The sequence below is a fragment of the Paenibacillus sp. NPDC058174 genome (assembly GCF_042883865.1).
GTDB lineage: Bacteria > Bacillota > Bacilli > Paenibacillales > Paenibacillaceae > Pristimantibacillus.
Map to the genome: position 1 here is coordinate 1,596,480 of NZ_JBHVUY010000001.1, position 18,487 is coordinate 1,614,966.

15 protein-coding genes are annotated in these 18,487 nt (G+C 53.2%); 2 read left to right on the forward strand and 13 right to left on the reverse strand.

What is annotated here, in order from left to right; translation table 11 throughout:
* Positions 1-30 precede the first annotated feature (30 nt).
* The 6 genes from ACFVVF_RS07350 to addB form a co-directional block, all read right to left on the reverse strand.
* On the reverse strand, positions 31-474 hold the full coding sequence (locus ACFVVF_RS07350) for a GatB/YqeY domain-containing protein (protein WP_387806767.1): 444 nt from the start codon (positions 472-474) through the stop codon (positions 31-33).
* 15 nt (positions 475-489) lie between these two features.
* Positions 490-663 carry a 30S ribosomal protein S21 gene (rpsU, locus tag ACFVVF_RS07355; protein WP_005547957.1) on the reverse strand — a complete coding sequence of 58 codons (174 nt, stop codon included), beginning with the start codon at positions 661-663 and terminating at the stop codon, positions 490-492.
* Between the two features lie 98 nt (positions 664-761).
* Entirely contained in the window at positions 762-1,103 is a 342-nt protein-coding gene (locus tag ACFVVF_RS07360; RefSeq protein ID WP_387806768.1) for a histidine triad nucleotide-binding protein, read from the reverse strand.
* Between the two features lie 197 nt (positions 1,104-1,300).
* Positions 1,301-1,894, reverse strand: a complete 594-nt coding sequence (locus tag ACFVVF_RS07365; protein WP_387806770.1) for a hypothetical protein — start codon at positions 1,892-1,894, stop codon at positions 1,301-1,303.
* Between the two features lie 26 nt (positions 1,895-1,920).
* The gene (gene addA / locus ACFVVF_RS07370; protein WP_387806772.1) at positions 1,921-5,775 is read right to left on the reverse strand and encodes a helicase-exonuclease AddAB subunit AddA; all 3,855 of its coding nucleotides are present in this window, start codon (positions 5,773-5,775) and stop codon (positions 1,921-1,923) included.
* Positions 5,759-9,295: a helicase-exonuclease AddAB subunit AddB gene (gene addB, locus ACFVVF_RS07375; protein WP_387806774.1), complete on the reverse strand. Its 3,537-nt coding sequence runs from the start codon at positions 9,293-9,295 to the stop codon at positions 5,759-5,761. Before addB ends, addA begins: the two co-directional genes overlap by 17 nt.
* Positions 9,296-9,478: 183 nt before the next feature.
* Between addB and ACFVVF_RS07380 the strand changes: the two genes are divergently transcribed.
* Positions 9,479-9,808: a hypothetical protein gene (locus ACFVVF_RS07380; RefSeq protein ID WP_387806775.1), complete on the forward strand. Its 330-nt coding sequence runs from the start codon at positions 9,479-9,481 to the stop codon at positions 9,806-9,808.
* A gap of 144 nt (positions 9,809-9,952) precedes the next feature.
* Here the strand turns inward: ACFVVF_RS07380 and ACFVVF_RS07385 are convergent, their stop codons facing one another.
* Positions 9,953-10,174: a hypothetical protein gene (locus tag ACFVVF_RS07385; RefSeq protein ID WP_042162782.1), complete on the reverse strand. Its 222-nt coding sequence runs from the start codon at positions 10,172-10,174 to the stop codon at positions 9,953-9,955.
* 1,293 nt (positions 10,175-11,467) lie between these two features.
* The gene (locus tag ACFVVF_RS07390) at positions 11,468-12,844 is read right to left on the reverse strand and encodes a class I SAM-dependent rRNA methyltransferase (protein WP_387806776.1); all 1,377 of its coding nucleotides are present in this window, start codon (positions 12,842-12,844) and stop codon (positions 11,468-11,470) included.
* A 139-nt stretch (positions 12,845-12,983) separates the two neighbouring features.
* Here ACFVVF_RS07390 and ACFVVF_RS07395 point away from each other — a divergent pair, with 139 nt between their 5' ends.
* A complete protein-coding gene (locus ACFVVF_RS07395) occupies positions 12,984-13,958 on the forward strand; it encodes a Na/Pi cotransporter family protein (RefSeq protein ID WP_387806778.1) in 975 nt (324 codons plus the stop codon).
* Here the strand turns inward: ACFVVF_RS07395 and ACFVVF_RS07400 are convergent.
* The 5 genes from ACFVVF_RS07400 to prmA all read right to left on the reverse strand — a co-directional run bounded on the left by ACFVVF_RS07400 (position 13,955) and on the right by prmA (position 18,392).
* Positions 13,955-14,386, reverse strand: coding sequence for an NUDIX hydrolase (locus ACFVVF_RS07400; RefSeq protein ID WP_387808893.1), 432 nt, complete (start codon positions 14,384-14,386; stop codon positions 13,955-13,957). The two genes, ACFVVF_RS07395 and ACFVVF_RS07400, sit on opposite strands and share 4 nt — an antisense overlap.
* A 130-nt stretch (positions 14,387-14,516) precedes the next feature.
* Positions 14,517-15,881, reverse strand: a complete 1,365-nt coding sequence (gene mtaB / locus ACFVVF_RS07405; RefSeq protein ID WP_387806780.1) for a tRNA (N(6)-L-threonylcarbamoyladenosine(37)-C(2))-methylthiotransferase MtaB — start codon at positions 15,879-15,881, stop codon at positions 14,517-14,519.
* 6 nt (positions 15,882-15,887) lie between these two features.
* Positions 15,888-16,670 (reverse strand): RsmE family RNA methyltransferase, encoded by a 783-nt coding sequence (locus tag ACFVVF_RS07410; RefSeq protein ID WP_387806782.1) that lies wholly within the window; start codon positions 16,668-16,670, stop codon positions 15,888-15,890.
* A gap of 50 nt (positions 16,671-16,720) precedes the next feature.
* Complete coding sequence (locus tag ACFVVF_RS07415; RefSeq protein WP_387806784.1) at positions 16,721-17,395, reverse strand: site-2 protease family protein; 675 nt, start codon at positions 17,393-17,395, stop codon at positions 16,721-16,723.
* A 4-nt stretch (positions 17,396-17,399) separates the two neighbouring features.
* Positions 17,400-18,392, reverse strand: coding sequence for a 50S ribosomal protein L11 methyltransferase (gene prmA / locus ACFVVF_RS07420; protein ID WP_387806786.1), 993 nt, complete (start codon positions 18,390-18,392; stop codon positions 17,400-17,402).
* Between the last annotated feature and the right edge of the window lie 95 nt (positions 18,393-18,487).

Genomic DNA, 18,487 nt, shown 5'->3' on the forward strand with positions numbered 1-18,487 from the left:
GGGGTGTTTTCGTCCGAACATATGCATATGTTATTGCAGAAATTGTTGTACATATTGATTTACTAGTTTACCGTCAGCGCGCCCTTTCGTTTTTGGCAAAAGTGCACCCATAACTTTTCCCATCTCGGCTTTAGAAGAAGCACCGAGTTCCTGGATGGTCTGCTGTACAATTGCTTTTATCTCTTCTTCGGTCAACTGAACGGGAAGGTATTGACTAATAATTTCAATTTCTGCGAGAAGATCTGTAACCAGATCATCACGGCCGGCTTTGCTAAATTCTTGGAGGGAATCTTTACGTTGTTTGACCTCACGACCCAGAATTTCCAGCACTTCAACATCCTCAACAGGACGTTTCAAATCAATCTCCAAGTTTTTGATCGACGCGCGAATCATACGAATCGTGGTCAGTCTGAACTTGTCCTGATTTTTCATGGCTGTTTTCATATCGTCGTTCAATCGTTCGCTCAGGTTCATTATAAATAGATCCTCCTAAAACTTTCTCTTACGCGCAGCCTCGGACTTTTTCTTGCGCTTTACACTTGGCTTTTCATAATGCTTGCGTTTTTTCACCTCAGCCAAAACACCATCTTTTGCGATGGAACGTTTAAAGCGGCGAAGCGCAGCATCGATAGTTTCGTTTTTGCGAACTTTAGTTTCAGACACCAGTTTTCCCTCCCTCCGAAACAGACCGTCCAGAGCATTAAACACGGTTTATCAAATTTCATTATATGTCAAAACAAATGGCAGGTCAACTTACGTTATTAAGGCAGCAGCGCACCAAGTTTTTCGCCGCCCAAAAGGTGGACGTGCAGGTGATAAACGACCTGGCCGCCATCGCTGTTCACGTTGTTGATCAGCCGGTATCCCGCCTCGTCAATCCCTTCCTGCTTGGCGATTTCTCTTGCTGCCGCGAACAGTTCCGCAATGACCGGTCCGTCTTCCGCCGTTACGTCATTCATCGTCGGAATATGCTTTTTCGGAATGATTAATGTATGTACGGGGGCCGCAGGCTGGATATCTTTAAACGCCAGTACGGTTTCAGTCTCATACACTTTGGTCGACGGGATCGAACCTTCAATAATTTTGCAAAAAATGCAATCCATAATTGCCGCTTCCTCCTCCGTTATTATGTCCTGTTTTCATTATTATAATGGACTCGTCCCGCTGCATCAAGCCGGCTGACTGCGGCTGTTCCTAAGCCGGCCTGCATGAGCGTTCAATCAAACGATACGAAATAAACGATGTTCCTATCTGCTGCATCGTTTGCAGCACTGGGCGTCCGACTGCATTTTGACAGCCGCTACTGGCTTACTATGCTCGCTTCAAGCTGATCAGCAAGCTCCAGCCAGTCAATGCCGCTTGCAACTTGTATAGTCGAAATGCGGGTCTCCGCTGCATCGAAGTTAAACTTTTGAATGATTTCATATTGCGCGCTCAGAGCTTCTTTGATCTTAGTCAGCTCAGTGATCTGCTGCTCGGTCATCGGCTGCTTGAGATGCTCCAGCTCATCGAGCGACTGGCGAATCCGCTGAAAATAGGAATCGACGCGTTCTAAGTCTGGCTTCTTACCCTTGAGCAGGTAAGCTTCAGCAATAAAAGCCGAATCCGCGGTGCTCCGGATCGTCGTCAAATCGCCTTTCCCCGCGCTTGCTCCTGGAAGCACGCCAAGCTCATTCAGCTCCAGCAAACGGTTTGCTTCATTCAGCAGCGTCTCATACTGTACCTTCGTCAGCACTGCCGTTTCAATGATATGCTGTCCGGTACGGTAGCGCGTATCCTGCTTGCCTTGCAAATACTGCGAGTAGAAAAATACGTTGCCAATCAAGCTGAACACAAGAAGCACTAGCGTAATTGGCAGCGCGAGGGATCGTTTCCCCGCTGCTTGTTCTTCCATGGTCTTTATTCCCCGCCTTCATCGTATTAAAGTTTGACCGACTGTCCCCCATCGAAAAAGAAAACATGGCATTCCGCAATGGGCCGCTTCAAAACGGCACTGATTGCTTCGGCGTACAGCTCCAGCTGGAAGCGGTGCCGCTCGGCAGCCCGCTCCCATTCCTTCATGTAGATCCGGTCGGTTTTATAATCGAGCAGCACCAGTCCCGCTTCGTCTTCAAACAAGCAGTCGATAACACCTTGAATGAGAATCGGCTCCTGCTCTGCCCCGGCGGCACCCGGATAAACCCGGCTTGCCGGCAGCATGCAGCTGAACGGAACTTCGCGCTGCACCCATTGTGCAGCAAGCAGCCGCTGTCCGAGCGGGCCTGCAAAAAACGCAGCGACTGCCTTCAGATCAATCGTTTCCGCTTGATGCGAGGTGAGCAGCTTGCGATCTTTCATGGATGCAATCGTCTCGGCCAGCAGCGCCTCGTCCACCGTTCCGCTCTGAAGCGGAATATGCTGCATCAGCAAATGGCTGACCGTTCCTTTTTCCGCTGCGGTAAGCTTCTCTTCCTCCATGAACCGGGGCCGGCGAAGCCGGAACGTTCCGCTGCTGCCGCCAGCTGACTTCTCGGATTTATCTGCCGCAGGCAGCGGCGACTGGGGCAGCAGACCTGCAGTAAAGGCACTCTCCTCCATCGATTCCAGCGCTTCCGCATGAAGCCGTTTCATTTCTGTAACTGAGGTTTTTGCCGGAATGCCCGCAGTAGCCGCATACGGATAGGACCATTCCAGCCTGCGCCGAAGCTCTTCGTCCTGCTGGATTCCATCAAGCTGCGCAAGAGAAGTGACGCCTTGCAAGGTGGACTCGCGGCTGTCCCCCCAAACATCCCCCGGCTCGGTACCTGCCGCCGCTTCGATGCCGAACATCGAAGCTTCCAGCACGCCGGCCCGCCATTGAAAGGCATGGACTTGGCCGGATTCGGTTTGTCCAGCCCTACTTTGCTGATCCGCTTCATCCAGCCGTTCGAACCTTGCAGACGCGAGGGGACCAAGCCAGTCAAGATAAGTGGTCACTGCTGCTATGCGGAAATCCGTCATACGGCCTGCAGCATCGGTCGCCGCTTCCCAGCGGCGCAGTTTCGTTGCCGCATCCGCCACCGTTCCGACAAGGAACATTTTTTCCTTAGGCCGGGTCAATGCGACATATAGAATCCGCATCTCCTCCGCCAGCATTTCCAGCTTCATACGCCGCCGTATAGCGAGATAAGGCAAGGTCGGGTAGCTGATCCTCAGATCAGGATCGATAAATTTGGGACCAAAGCCGAGCTGCTTATGCTTCAGAAAAGCGGCCCGCAAGTCCTGCTGATTAAAGCCTTTGCCCAGCCCCGCAGCAAATACGACCGGGAACTCCAGCCCTTTGCTTTTATGAATCGACATGATCCGTACAACATCCTCTTGCTCGCCCAGCGCTCTTGCCGTACCGAGATCGCCGCCGCTGTCGCGCATCCGCTCGATAAACCTCAGGAAGCGGAACAAGCCGCGGAAGGATGTCGCCTCATACTGCCGTGCCCGGTCATAAAGCGCCCGCAGATTGGCTTGCCGCTGGGCTCCACCAGGAAGTCCGGCAACGAAATCGGAATAGCCGGTCGTTTGGTAGATGCTGGCGATCAGATCGGCCAACGCTCCCTGCCGGGCTTCGCCGCGCCACCGTTCCAGCCGCTCCAGGAAGAGCATCAGCTTGCGCCTCGTCTCTTCCGGCAGCCTCATATCCGCTGTCGCTTGCTGTACCGCGTCGTAATAGGAGGCGCGTCCGCCGCTGATCCGTATGAGTGCCAGCTCTTCCGCATTCAAGCCAAACAGCGGTGAGCGAAGCGTGCCTGCAAGGGGAATATCCTGATAGGGGTTGTCAATGACCCTCAATAGCGACAGAATCGTCTCGACCTCCGTTGCGTCGAAATAACCGCTGCTGAGCTCGGCATAAGCCGGAATACCGGCCGCCTGCAGCTCTTCGATCATAATCGGCGCCCATTGCTGCGTTGCACGAAGAAGAATAACGATATCACGCCATTGCAGCGGTCGACTCTCCCGTCTCTTTCCGTCATAGACCCGGAAGCCTTCGTCCAGCAGGGAACGAATTCGCTGTGCAATCCAGCGGGCCTCGAGCTGCGCTGTCTGCAGATCGGCCGCCGAATCCTGCCGGTTTTCGCCTTCGCCTTCGGCATCCCCCTCCTCATCTGCTGCCGGCTCTTCAAATTCGCTGTCGGGCATAGAGGAGGATTTGTCGATAACAGCAAGCTCCACCTCGAAGCTGTCTTTCCTTGCAGGCTCAGGATAGGAAGCGCCACACACCAGCTCTGCCCGCTCGTCATAATCCATCTCTGCCACCGACTCACGCATAATGGCTCTGAAAACGTCATTGACGCCGTCAACAACCTCTTGCCGGCTGCGGAAATTGCGGGCCAGATCGATGCGCAGACCGTGACTGCCGCCCGTGCCGTAAGTCCGGTACTTGTGCATGAACAGTCCCGGCTCGGCCAGCCGGAACCGGTAGATGCTCTGTTTCACGTCGCCAACCATGAAGCGGTTGCCGGTTTCGGGATTAGCGATCAAGGAGACGATCGCTTCCTGAACCATATTCGTATCCTGATATTCATCCAGCAATATTTCATCGAATTGCCGCTGATATTCCAGCGCAGCAGCGGAAGGCACGGCTTGCTCCGGCGTCGATGCCGGATCGCGCAAAATGCGCAGGCAGTAATGCTCCAGATCGCCAAAATCAAGCAGGCCCTTCTCGCGCTTTGCCGACTCGTAGCGGATGCCAAAATCAATGACCAGTTCCGCCAGCGCGCTCATTAACGGCGCCAGCTCCTGCAGCTCTGCCGCAAATTGCTCTGCCGAACGGCCAAACAGCTCGTCCGCCAATGAGCCAACCAGCTTCTTGGCCTGCTCACGGAGCTCCTTCGCCTGCTCCTGCAGCGATTTATCATAATCATCGCCGCGCATCGCCTTCAACTTCCCGAAGGCAACCGCCTGAAACGGCTCAAACCATTGCTCCCAATCCGACGACCGCACTGTCTCCAGCAAGCCCGACACGAGCTGCAGATCATCCTCAAATGTTACCGCGTAAGGCGAGGGACCAGCAGGCGCTTTCGTAAGCTCCAGCGCCTGCAGCAGCTGCGACTCAGCACCCGCAAGCGTTAGCTCGACATCAAGCCGCAAGCTGGCAATCCACTCGCTTCCCCTTAGCGCATCAATTCCGCTCACATCAAAGCTGGCCGCCATCAGTCGCAGCCAATGGGCAGGCCAAGGGTGGCTTTGCGCAAAATCATACAGCTGCTGGACAAGCCGGTATAACGGCTCATCGCCGCGCTCGCCGCCGAATCGATCGGCAAGACGCAGAAACGCGCCACCATCGCCGGCGCCTTCATACTTATCCTCAAACAGCTGATCAAGAACATCGATCCGCATCAGCTCGCTTTCCGTTTCATTCGCGATGCGGAAGCCGGGATCAAGACCAATCAGCGGATAGTACCGTCTAATTACGTCTAGACAGAAGGAATGGAGTGTCGTTATTGACGCGCGGTTCATAAGCGCAAGCTGACGGCGCAAATGCTCGGATTGCGGCTGCCGCTCCAGTTCTTTCTCCAGCGCCAGGCGAATCCGGTCTTTCATTTCCGCCGCGGCCGCTTTCGTAAAGGTAGCAACGAGCAGCCGGTCCACGTCGGACGAGGAGGAGATCTTCCGAATGATCCGCTCGACAAGCACTGCCGTCTTCCCAGAGCCGGCGGCAGCTGCGACAAGGACGTCCGAGCCTTCCGTTACGATCGCCTGCCATTGGTCATCCGTCCATGTGCTGTTCTCCGGTTTTGCCGGCATATCAATCGTTCTCTCCATGCTCGTCCTCCTTCCCTTCCAGCTGCCGCCAAACTTCCTCTCCGGCTGGCTTGTTCAGCTTCACATAAGAATTGCCGTCAAATAACGGATCAAAATGGCATACCGGCTTGTAATCGCAATATTGGCAAGGGGATTTCGTTCCCAGCCGATAAGGCTCAATTGACACTTTGCCGCAGCCGATATCTGTTCCGATTCTTGCGATTGTGCGTCTGACCGAGCTCCTCAGCACATCCCACTGGCCATCGGTAACGACCGAAGAGCTGCTGTAAAACCCGCCGTCCCGTTTCAGCGCAACGGGCAGCAATTCCGAATACCCGGTTTCCAGCTGGTCGTCCATAAGCCGGACCGTTTCCGCTTCAGCCGTCACCAGCCCGCGCAGCTTGAAACGCTTCAGCAGCTTGGCGTTCACTTCCGCACCACTGATGCCGTTAGAGACAGCCAGAAGCGGATTATGTACGTGGAAATACAGCACCCCGGCAGGTGAAGCCGGCTGGCCCAGCCATTCCGAGGCATGCGTAATCAACACGTCCAAATAAGTGAGCATTTGAAGCGACAGCCCGTGCGCCACCTCTTCCAGCCGCAGCTGCGTCGCGCTCGATTTGTAGTCGAGCACCCGAAGCAGCAGACCCTGCTCCGTCTCGGCCGCATCAACCCGGTCAATCCGGCCGATAATTTCCATCGAGCGGCCGTCCGCAAGCGGAATAACGAGCGATGGAAGCGTGCCGTCCGGACCAAAATCAACCTCTAGCCCTACTGGCTGGAATTGTGCTCGTCTAGCATGCTCGCTTAACATGACAGCAGCTTGCGCAACGATTTCTTTCAGCTTGCGGGCAATGTATTGGAAGCGTCCGCTGCTAAGCAAGATTTGCGATTGCAGCCGCGGTGCAAGCTCATCGACTGTCTTCGCCGCTTCCGCACGAATATCCGACTCCGCCATCGAACCAAAGCGTGTTCCAAGACCGCCAGCCAGTCGACTGAGCGCCGCGTGGAACAGCTGGCCCATATCTGGGGCCTCCAGCCGGTACTGCTGCCTCTCGCGCAATTTGAGGCCGTGAATGGCGAAGTGCTGGAACGGACAGGAGACGAAACGCTCCATTCTCGACACGCTTGCCTTCAAATGCTCACCGTACAGCTCTCTCGCCGTATCGACGGTAAGAGCCTCCTCTTGATTGGAAAATCCAAGCGAAGCCGCAAGCAGTGACAGCTTGTCCTGCCATTGCGGGCGGATCGCATACCAGTTGTACAAATCCCACCAGAACGGCGCAATATCGGCTCCCTGCCGCCAAGCCCGAAGCTCAGTAATAAGATGGGAAATCGTCCGGTTAGGATGCGCAATGTAGCTCCGCTGCTCCTTCTCCGCCATACCCGGCGTCGGCTCTCCATTCGCCTCACCCACCGGAATGCCGGGAAAAAGCTGCTTGACCTGACGGATCACTTCGGACGGAAGCAGGCTTTTGCCCTCTTCATCGGCTTGCGCCCAGCTGATCCACAAATGAGAGCTTGGCGTCGTCAACGCGTTATAAATGATAAACCGCTCGTCCAGCAGCCTTCTCCTTACGCCAGGAGCCATCGTCAGTCCTTCGTCCGCAAGGCGCTCCCGCTCCTGCTCCGTCAGGATGCCGTCCTCCTGAATGCGCTTCGGCATCACGCCGTCGTTCGCGCCTAGTACATAGCATACCTTGACGTCGCCGGACCTTGTCCGGTCCATGCTGCCCACCAGCGTCTGGTCGATTGCCGGAGGAACAGCAGACAGCTTCAAGCTCTCAAGTCCCGTCTCCACCATGCCGGCAAAAAGCTCAGGCGGCATCGCTTCGCTGCCCGCCATCTCAACAAGCTGGTCCAGCAGCTGCATCACGCCGTCCCAAAGCTGGCGATGAGCGCGGGAACGCTGTGTCCTGCCTGCTGCTGCATCCTCCCGGCTCCATCGCTCCAACCGGTCGGCGGCATCGCTATGGTCAAGCAGCCGGTAAAGCGCCTCGCACATCGTCCTCACATCCGGCGCCTGCTTCAGCGCATTGCCGAATCGCCGCAGCGGCGGCACAATCGCTTCGCGCGCTTCCATTACAGCTTCCAGCTCTCGCGCCGCTCTGGCGCTAGGCTCGGCAGCCGCTTCTTCCTCCAGCGATTGAACCATAATCGGCCGCCAGCTTTTCCGGTCCTGCCACTTCCAGCCGTCGATTCCCGCTGCCAGCACGTAATTTTCCAGCAGGTCGAACCGCTCCCGCGTCATGCTGCCGTCAAATGGAAACAGCAGCTCCGTCTTGATGCAGCGGAACACCGCTTCGTAATGCCAGCCATGCAGCACCGTCTCCAATGCAGAGCGGATAAATTCGACGAGCGGATGATGGACGGCAGATTCTTTCTGATCGAGGAAATACGGAATCTCATAATCGCGGAATGCCGCCTCGATGTAGTCGTTATAATCGGCAGCGTTCCGTACCATTACAGCCATATCCCGCCAGCGGAGCCCTTCCTCTCTTGCTCGCCGGACGATATCACGTGCAACGGCTTCAACCTCAGCACGGCGGTTGGCTGCTGCATGCAGCGACAAGCCGCAGGCTGGATTTTCGGCCTCCAGCAAGCTCGGATCAGGCAAAAGCATCGGCACCCGATTGCCATAATGCCGCTCTAAATGGGCCATCATCGGGCTATCGGCGTATCGGGTATGTATGGATGATTCGCCAAGCACAATTGGCTCTAGCACTTCTACACCGGCTTGCGAGGCAAGCGCCAGCAATTTGCCGTATGTATCCGCAGTAGGATGGAACAGCTCCAGCTCATGCGGCTTTTCCCCTTCCGCATAAGCCCGATTCAGCGTTAGCGCGACCGTCACTTCAGCCGAGCTGGCGATCAATGCGCCAAGCGCCTCGTATTCTTTTGGCGTAAAGCCGTGGAAGCCGTCGATCCAAAGCTCTGCTCCCCGCATAGCGGAAGCCGAAGCATAACCCTCAGTCAGCCTCGTTAAATAATCCTCGGAATCGATATACAACCCCGTCAATTCCCGCTCTAACTGTCCATATACTAACTGCAGATCATGCAGCTTGCGCCGCAGCAATGAAGACTCTGCCAACTGCGAGCCTTGATCCGACAACGCTCCGTCGACGCTGTCAGCATCGATTCCGTAACGCTTCCATTCGGTTAACAGCTCGCCCAGACGCTCGATAAAGCCCGGCTGACCGGCGCCGCTTTGGAACAGCTCCAGATCATTGCCGAGCCGATGAACGATTTTGTACAGCAGCATATGCTTGCCTGTGTCGCCGATGGGTACAAGCGCCGTACCGCCCGTCTCTTGCATGACCCGGAACGCAAGCCTTCTGAAGCTCAATGCCTGTGCACGCACTGCGCCGTCAAGGCCGCTTTCTTTCAACAGTGAATATTCCGTCTGAAAGGTCGCTTGCTCTGGCACAAGCATAATAAGCGGCGAGCCCTTGGGCTCCTTCCGCAGCCTGCCGCGAATTTCTTCGAGACAATAGGTTGTTTTTCCCGAACCGGATCGGCCCAGCACGAATCGAAGCGCCAAGTCCGCCACCTCCCGTTACATTCTCATAATCTACTATAGTATCATATTAGCGGCTTTTTTTCACTTCGAGAACAAACGTATGTTCTGGAATATTTTTTCGAAATCGGATCATACCCTATTGAAATTCCAAATATTCCGAGTATAATACTTGGTAAATAGATAAACAGAATGGGGATGCGGAAGATGCGCTCGACAACAGCAATCGTAAAGCAATGGGTCGATGACCACCTGGACCTGTTAAATTATGCTAGACAAATTGGCGATGCCGAGTGGCAGCGTGAAATCATAGAAGTGCTTAAGCAATCCGAGCAGCAGACGAAAGAGCTCGTAATGAACGTAAAGGCTGAGGAGCTTTGGCGGCAGTTCGACCGTATTAATGCAAAAATGCTGGAGCTGTACAACCAATTGAGAGGCACGAATGACGCCGTAGAAATTCATTCGCTGAAAGAGGAAGTATGGGCGCTGAAGCTGAAACGGCTGGAGCTTAGCAATTTGCTGAAGCAGCAAGCGTAAATGCAGGTCCATCCTGCTTCGCTTTTTGGCCTAGTGAGGTTTTCAATAGTAATCTGCAAAAATAAAAAAATCCCGCATGCGGTCGACCGCTTTGCCGGACATCATCCATTTCTATAAAACCGTTATGTAGGCCGTGGGGGCTAATTACATAGCGGTTTGTTTCATTTCACGCATCATGCCCATCATCATCGTCATCATTTCGTCGCATTGCTGCATGTTAGCCATCATTTGATCCATGTCCATACCCATCATGTCCATTTGCTTCATTTCCATCATGCCGTCCATCATCATTTTCATGTTGTTCATCTTGCACATCATTTCTTCCATGCACATCGTCATCATCATCTTCATGCTCATCATTTCCATCGTTGTTGCCTCCTTTCCGCTCATTTCCTTTGCTCAATTAGAAGGATATCCCATTCCCAGATAAAAATCAATACTTTTTTCAAAAAAAGATTGCTTTCGAAATTTGTTCTGTGCTATTATTAAATATTTCGGGTTAACCAATAATTCCCCTTGGGTTTATTTCTTTTGTCGGATTTATAGCGAAAGAAACCTTCGAGGGCACATACAAAAAGAGCTTTTTACTTACTTTCTACACCAGCCTGCCTCCACCTCCCAAACGACGACAGGCTTGAAACTAATACACCACGCTAAATGGCGAAACAATAACAGAACCAGGGTTGACTAGCTCCTAGACCAACATCAGCCTACTCTTCTTCTCTAACACAAGTAAATACCCTGCACTATCCTTTCCGCTGCATAAAGGCACTTACTCTCACATACCTGCACTATCCTTTCCCACTTCAAAAAGCATTCACACTCCCTATTTAACCCTCCTGCTGCACTAGCACATAGGGTAACTGAGCAACTCCCTACTTCCTCACTCCAACAGTTGTTGACATGAGTAACCCCTAACACTTATCCAACGGCTAAGAAAGTGAACAAAATGCAAAAGTGCATTTTGAAACCCCAAAAATCAGCCAAAACAGCCCTCAAAATGCAAAAGTACATTTGAGATCACTCCATTTCGTCTATTTGGGGCTTTTTGAGCCAATCAACCTGCACTTTTACATTTTGAAGCAGTAAATCGCCGAAATTCCGGCGAACAACATGTATTTTTACATTTTGATTGGTGAAGCGGCTCCCTTTAACGAACTTCCTTCACTAAACAATGTATCAAAGTTCGCTGCATATGAGTTTTGTTAGACGGTATTGTGTCACTGGGCGTTATGCATTTGATTGGTTGTGAATGCCTATCGCTCTTTCTCGTTTGATGAGTTCATTTTGCTACTTGATGAGTTCGTCTTGCCTGATGAGTTCATCTCGTTGATTAGTTCGACTTGTTTGTGAGTTCGCCTTGCCTGATGAGTTCGACTCTTTTGATGAGTTAGACTTGCTTGATGAGTTCCTCTTGTTTGACGAGTTCGTCTTGTTTGTGAATTTATTTTGTTTTTCTTTGATTTATTGGCTGGTTTTGCGGCATTTAGAGGAGCGGAGCGTCTTGAGTTCAGGATGACTTTGTGCAGATTCTGTCCATTTACCCTCAGGGTAAATGGAATCAAGCATGGCAGCATGAACCAAGACGCGCAGCCGATCGCATCCCACATATAAAAAAAGCTGCCGAGACAATCTCGACAGCCGAACTAAATCAAAATTTTATTTGCTCCGAACCTCAAAAACCGCAAATTTCAAATAATGGCCCTCGCTCACACCGAGAAGCTGCGGATGGTCTTTGCCCGCTGCCCGCCACTCTACCAGTCTTAGCAGCTTACCAGCGTCGGATGCCGCCTCCTGGATCGTCTCCAGGAACAGATCCGGCCGCATATGGTAGGAGCAGCTCGCTGTCACCAAATACCCGCCTTCATTAACAAGCTTAAGTCCGTGAAGGTTAATATCCTTGTAGCCTCGGCAAGCGCCCGGCACGGCGCTTTTCGTCTTCGCGAATGCCGGCGGATCGAGAATGACAACATCCCACGTACGGCCGTTGCCGCTGAGCGGCTTCGACGTATCCGATCCAGCCCGGTTCCGCTCCGCCTTTTCCTCCAAGCCTTTAACCTGCGTACGCAAGTACTCGAAGGCATCAGCTACGACAAATTCGACACGGTCCGTAAAGCCGTTGCGCTCCATATTCCGCTGCGCCGTATCGATCGCATGCTGCGATACGTCCAGACAGGTTACGCGCTTTGCGCCATATTTGCAAGCATGCAGCGTAAAGCTTCCCGTATGGGCAAAGCATTCCAGCACGGTAGCTCCGTCCCAATAAGGGAACGTCACTTCTTTGCCATTCGCATTAACTGGTATCGACCGGAACTGTCCGTCCCCAGCCTCCTGCTGCTGCAGGTGAATGCCGCTGCGGGCGCCCCAGCCGGTCATTAACGGCTTAATCGAAGCGCGGTTTTCACGCTGATCATAGAAATAACCCGTTTTTTGCCCTTCAACAATATCGACTTCCAGCTTCAAGCCGTTTTCCTCGATCTCGATAATCGGCGGACAATCGCCGTAAAGCACACCAGTACGCTGCTCCAAGCCCTCCAGCTGTCTTACGCCAACATCACTGCGCTCGTAGATGCCCTTCGGCTGAAACACATCAATAAGCGCTTCTATTAATGCTTCGCGTCTTATATCCATGCCCAGCGTCAGCAATTGAACGACCAGTACATCGTTGAACCGGTCCACCGTCAATCCAGGCAAAAAGTCAGCTTCACCGTACACGAGTCTGCAATCGCGATCCGGTACGAACCGGCTGCGATGATCGGCGCATTGCTGCAGCCGCTCGCGAAAGAAATCAGCATCCATCTCCGCCAAAGGCTTGTACGATACGATACGAACGGTAATCTGCGACTGGGAATTATAGTAGCCCGATGCTAGATACTTTCCTTTATGAGAAACGACGTCGACGATATCGCCCGGGGCCGCATCGCCCTCCACCCGTTCGATTTCATTCGCATAAATCCATGGATGGCCAAGCTCCAGCCTGTTTTTCCGGCCCCGCTGCAGCCAAATCTTTGCTTTATTTTCGCTCACTTCACTCATTCTTCCTCTCTCTGTCCCGCTGCACTGTTGTTACTGCAGTGCAGCGCCGCCTCACATAGCCGGCGCTTGTCATGCCTGTCCTTGTAAAAGCATATGTATAGATACTAAAAAGCGACGCTGTTCAAAGGAGCTCATATTCATGTTAATCGCAATTGCGCTTCCGATGGCGCTTGGTTTCGCCATCTTTCTTAGCGGAATGAAGCTGATGGAGCTCGCGCTTCAACAGCTGGCCGGACCGCATTTGAACCGGGTGCTGCACCGTTCCACCGCAACACCGCTGCACGGACTCGCTGTCGGCACCGCCACGACTGCCTTCTTGCAGAGCAGTACTGCCGTCACGGTCATTGCCATCGGACTCGTGAATGCCGGTCTGCTCACTTTTCCGCGAACGCTTGGCATTATATTAGGCACGAACATCGGCACCTGTCTCACGACCGAACTAATCGGCCTTAGCTTAAATAAGCTGGCGTTGCCGCTCCTTGCTGTTTCTCTCGTCATATGGCTAATAACCGTGCCTCTTACCGAATTTCGGGCAGCTTCCTTACGCAGCACCGCCCTGCGCAGGCTGGCAATCATCCGCTCCAGCTCTGTCGCACTCGGAGGCTTCAGCATGCTGCTGGCTGGAATGGCCGTCATGCAATCGGTTGGTCCGGACGTACAGCAAAGCAGCATGTTCAGCTGGTTTTTGGATCAATCGCAAACCAGCCTATGGTGGGGACTTGCCGCTGGCGCCCTGCTTACTGCCGTCGTCCATAGCAGTTCTGCCGTCATTGGCATCATCATGGGCTTCGCCAGCATCGGCGCAATGCCGCTGGAGCTTGGCGTTGCCGTCGTGCTGGGCGCCAACGTCGGCACCTGCGTCACGGCGCTGCTCGCCTCCATCGGCGGCTCCAAAAGCGGCCAGCTTGTCGCCTGGTCTCACGTAGCGCTGAATGCAGGCGGCGCCTTGCTGTTCATGCCGTTCATCGGCGAGCTTGCCGCGGCATCGGGATGGCTTGCCCATTCGCCCGCGAGCCAGATCGCCCATTCGCAAACGCTGTTCAACATCGCAAGCTCGCTGATCGCACTTCCCTTATGCTATCTGCCAGTCTTCCGAAGACTTCAGGCAGCTTAATCCGTTTTCAAGCCAAGCAGGTGCAGCGCGCCGGACAAAATCCGGTTATTGTTATCGTAGCCGGATTGCTTTTGACGGCGCCAGGCGTCCATCGGCTCAAACCAGTCGACGCCGCGAATTTCTTCAACCTGCGCTTGAAGTGAACCTCCGACCGCTTCCACTAAATAATAATGAACCTCTTTGTCCACCGTTCCTTTTGCCTCGTCATGATACTGATATTTAATTTGATCAATCGGCTTGACGATGACGCCGGTCAAGCCGGTTTCCTCTGCAATTTCCCGAAGCGCAGTCTGTTCGACCGTTTCGCCGGGCTCCATTTTCCCTTTAGGAAGCGATACTTTCCCATACCGATCCTGTATGAGCTGAATTTGCAGCTCTCCCGCTTCCGTGCGGCGGTAGACGACGCCGCCAGCAGAAATTTCCTTCACGCCCGCTTCCCCCTGTCCTGCTTGGCATTCTTTTGCTTTATGCAACAACGAGGCTCCCTCGTCCAGCCGACAATCGGCTGGGCCGGAAACCTCGCTATCATTCTCTTTAACGGCAATTACCGCAGTAAGATTAAGCCCGCAGCGCTTCCGGATGTCCGAAATTGCTCAGCCCGCTCTCATCCAGCACGCGAATCAATTGGCCGCGGTTTTCGTTGACGCCCGCTTCCGTAATTTTAACGCGGCAGAGCTTCCCGATCAGCGACTCATCGCCCTCGAAAATAACCTGCAGGTAATTATCGGAGTAGCCCATTACAAGTCCAGTTCCGGGCGCACCTTTGTAGTCGCGTTCCGGAATAATATCAAGAACTGTACCGACATACTGCTGCGCGTATTGGAGCTGCATTTTCTCAGACAGATCAATCAGCTTATGAACGCGTTCGTTCTTCACTTCTTCATCGACCTGATCCTCCATTCTTGCGGCAGGCGTTCCTGTCCGCTTCGAATAAGGGAAAACGTGCATTTCAGAGAAGCCGACGGCTTCCATAAATTTGTAGCCTTCCTCGAACATCTCATCTGTCTCGCCAGGGAAGCCGACGATAACGTCTGTCGTAATCGCAACGCCCGGCATCGCTTCGCGAATCCGCTGCAGCTTCGAAGCGAATTCCTCTGTCGTATATTTGCGGCGCATCCGCTTAAGCACCGAGGTTTCCCCCGCTTGCAGCGGAATATGAAGATGACGGCACATTTTGGACGAACGTTTCAAGACGTCGATCATCGTATCGTCAATCTGGCTCGCTTCGATGGAGCTGATCCGGATTCTTTCCAGACCGTCCACCTTGTCGAGATCCCACAGCAGATCAGTCAAACGGTAGTTCTCCATGTCATCGCCATAGCCGCCTGTATGAATGCCCGTCAGCACAATTTCCTTGTAGCCGGAAGCGACGAGCTGCTTCGCTTGCTCGATTACGCTTTGCGGCTCGCGGCTGCGCGACAAGCCCCGTGACCAAGGGATAATGCAGAAGGTGCAGAAGTTGTTGCAGCCTTCTTGAATTTTCAGAAAAGCACGGGTACGCTCTGAGAAATCAGGCACGTCCAGCTCTTCGAATTGACGCGTCTTCATAATGTTGCGAACAGCATTCACCGGCGTCCTGTCAGCGTGAATCTGATCGACAAATGAAATAATTTTCTCGCGGTCCTGTGTACCGATAACAAGATCTACGCCCGGGATCGCCATAATTTCAGCCGGCGACGTTTGCGCATAGCACCCGGTTACTGCAATGACAGCGTTCGGATTGCGCCGAACGGCACGGCGAATAATCTGGCGGCTTTTCTTGTCGCCAGTATTCGTTACCGTACATGTATTGACCAGATAGACGTCGGCAGTCGATTCAAAATCAACCTGCTCGTAGCCTTCGTTTTTAAATAGCTGCCAAATGGCCTCTGTGTCGTAAAAATTAACTTTGCATCCTAAGGTGTAAAATGCTACCGATGGCATAATCGCTTACGCTCCTCCCATTTCTCCGGCTTCGTACAGCAAGCAGGTCAAGCCCACGATGCCTGCGGTCTCGGTCCGCAATATCCGTTTGCCCAGACCGACGACGACCGCGCCGGCCGCCTCCGCGCCGCTTGCTTCTGCTTCCGTAAAGCCGCCTTCGGGACCAACGACGATGAGCAGCTTGGGATTGGCTGGCAGTTGCCCTCCAGAAGCCTGCTTCCACTCCAGCAGCGCATCCCTTACGCCCTTGCCCGCTGCTCCGTCGCCTTCCCGTTCATAACAAAACAACGTTAAATCATAATTCGATATCGAATCAATCAGCTCGCGCCAGCTGCGTACTGCTTCGATCGCCGGAACCCGGCAGCGGTGCGATTGCTCCGCCGCCTCCTTGGCGATTTTGCTCCAGCGCTCCAGACGCTTCGCTTCTTTTTTGCCGTCATACTGCACAATCATCCGCTCGGACTGAAATGGCGCAAACGAATAAGCGCCGATCTCGGTTCCTTTTTGAATGACGAGCTCCATTTTATCGCCCTTGGGCAAGCTTTGTGCGATCGTAACCGACCATGCAGGCTCGCTGTCCATCGGAAGCTCCTCCACGATCCGGGCTGTAACCTCGGTCGCACTAGCCTCTACGACAGCCGCAAGCGCAACGCGTGACTGTCCGTCGCTGACGATAAATTTCTGGTCTTCCTTCATCCGCATGACGCGAACGGCATGAAAGGCGTCTTCGCCCAACAAGCGTACGCCGGAGCCGTCGAACTGCTCCGCGGCTACAAAATATCGCTGCATACAATCATCCTTCATCATAGCATGTTTTAGCGGTCAAAATCCATGAGTCCTTAATAGAACATCGGCCGGATAATACTAGCAAAAAAATCGATCAATGGACTAATCATGCCCAGCACCGGGTCAAGCGTCACTTTTCTTAAAGGCGGAATGAAAACGATAAGCAAGAAAAAGAACACGCCCCACTGGACATTCTGATCCATTTTATAACGAACCTTAAGCGGAACAAGGTCTTGAATGATCCGGTAGCCGTCCAGCGGCGGCAGCGGAATCAAGTTGAATACAAACAGCAAGAAATTGAGACTGATCAAATAACCTAAAAAAGTAGTAAGGGCAAGGCTTACACCTCTGGAACTGCTGGCAAGCACACCTGAAGAATCCAGTGCGTACAAAAGCACCAAGCCGATAATGCCGATTACAAGGTTGCTGAGCGGCCCGACAGCCGACACCACTACACCCATCAAGCGCGGATGTTTGAATCGGTTCTGGTTGACCGGCACAGGCTTCGCCCAGCCGAATCCGGCAATTAGAATCAGAATAGCTCCCAGCCAATCGATATGTACCCGCGGGTTCAACGTAACTCGGCCAGCATCATAAGCCGTATTGTCACCAAATTTATAGGCGCTGTAGGCATGAGCGAATTCATGCACCGTAAACGCGATAATAAGAACAAGTGCAACAAACGGCAGGTCTTGCAGCGGATAAGCGAGAATGCTGTCCCAGTTCATTTACTCACCTCGGCTTTCGTACGACGAATGCAATCCAGTCCTCGTCACGGTGTTTATGCTCAATCTCAAAGCCGGAGCGGATAAGGCCTTCTTCAACATCCGTCTCTTTGTTTTTATAAATACCCGATGCAATATAAATACCGCCTGACTTAAGCGCTGCGTATACATCGTCGGTGAAAAGCAAAATAATGTCTGCCAAAATATTAGCGACGATAAGGTCAACTGGCAGCGTTACAGACGTTTGCCGCGCTTCGCTTTCATTGGCCTCAAACACCACTTTTCCGCCCAGCACGCCCATCAGATCGCTCTCGGCCACTTCAATCGTATCGGACAATCCGTTCAGCCGTACATTTTCAGTTGCGCTAGTGACCGCTACCGGATCCAAGTCAAGCGCGAGTACACGCTTTGCTCCCAGTTTAATCGCCCCGATTGCGAGAATACCAGAACCCGTACCAACGTCGATAATCTCTTCGCCGCCTTGAACTACCGATTCCAGCGTTCTCAAGCAAAGTGCAGTCGTCGGGTGCGTGCCCGTGCCAAACGCCATGCCCGGGTCCAGCTCGATAATTTTCTCATCCGGTGCCGCCTCATAATGCTCCCATGTCGGCTTGATTGTCAGCTTGTCGGACACGCGGATCGGTTTAAAATATTGCTTCCATGCATTTGCCCAATCTTCTTCGTCAACAAGCTTGGAGCTGATCTCGTAATCGCCGGGATCGATGCCAAACTCCCGCAGCTGATCAATTCGGGGTCTGAGCGCCTTCTCCAGCTCATCTCCGTCGACGCCTTCAACAAAGTAGCCTTTGATTACAGCATGGCCTTCCGGTATATCGTTAAGCGGAGTTTCATACCATTGTCCAAGCGAGGTGTCACGCTTTTTGTTCAGCGTTCCCGATTCTTCAATGGATACGCCGCCTGCGTCCATTTCATGCAGGAAGTTCGAGATCATCTCAATCGCCTGCTCTGTTGTCGAAATTGTAATTTCATGCCATTTCATTTTATTACCCTCCAGTGTGAAAAACTAACATCTATTGTACACTAATCGGCATGCTTGCACAAAAAGGGATTGCAGCGCCCTTGCAATGGTTGTGC

Excerpts from the sequence above, each read along its gene's own strand:
- ACFVVF_RS07350 (WP_387806767.1), bottom strand. The coding sequence starts at position 474 with ATGAACCTGAGCGAACGATTGAACGACGATATGAAAACAGCCATGAAA.
- ACFVVF_RS07360 (WP_387806768.1), bottom strand. The coding sequence starts at position 1,103 with ATGGATTGCATTTTTTGCAAAATTATTGAAGGTTCGATCCCGTCGACC.
- ACFVVF_RS07365 (WP_387806770.1), bottom strand. The coding sequence starts at position 1,894 with ATGGAAGAACAAGCAGCGGGGAAACGATCCCTCGCGCTGCCAATTACG.
- addA (WP_387806772.1), bottom strand. The coding sequence starts at position 5,775 with ATGGAGAGAACGATTGATATGCCGGCAAAACCGGAGAACAGCACATGG.
- ACFVVF_RS07380 (WP_387806775.1), top strand. The coding sequence starts at position 9,479 with ATGCGCTCGACAACAGCAATCGTAAAGCAATGGGTCGATGACCACCTG.
- ACFVVF_RS07385 (WP_042162782.1), bottom strand. The coding sequence starts at position 10,174 with ATGGAAATGATGAGCATGAAGATGATGATGACGATGTGCATGGAAGAA.
- ACFVVF_RS07390 (WP_387806776.1), bottom strand. The coding sequence starts at position 12,844 with ATGAGTGAAGTGAGCGAAAATAAAGCAAAGATTTGGCTGCAGCGGGGC.
- ACFVVF_RS07395 (WP_387806778.1), top strand. The coding sequence starts at position 12,984 with ATGTTAATCGCAATTGCGCTTCCGATGGCGCTTGGTTTCGCCATCTTT.
- mtaB (WP_387806780.1), bottom strand. The coding sequence starts at position 15,881 with ATGCCATCGGTAGCATTTTACACCTTAGGATGCAAAGTTAATTTTTAC.
- ACFVVF_RS07410 (WP_387806782.1), bottom strand. The coding sequence starts at position 16,670 with ATGCAGCGATATTTTGTAGCCGCGGAGCAGTTCGACGGCTCCGGCGTA.
- ACFVVF_RS07415 (WP_387806784.1), bottom strand. The coding sequence starts at position 17,395 with ATGAACTGGGACAGCATTCTCGCTTATCCGCTGCAAGACCTGCCGTTT.
- prmA (WP_387806786.1), bottom strand. The coding sequence starts at position 18,392 with ATGAAATGGCATGAAATTACAATTTCGACAACAGAGCAGGCGATTGAG.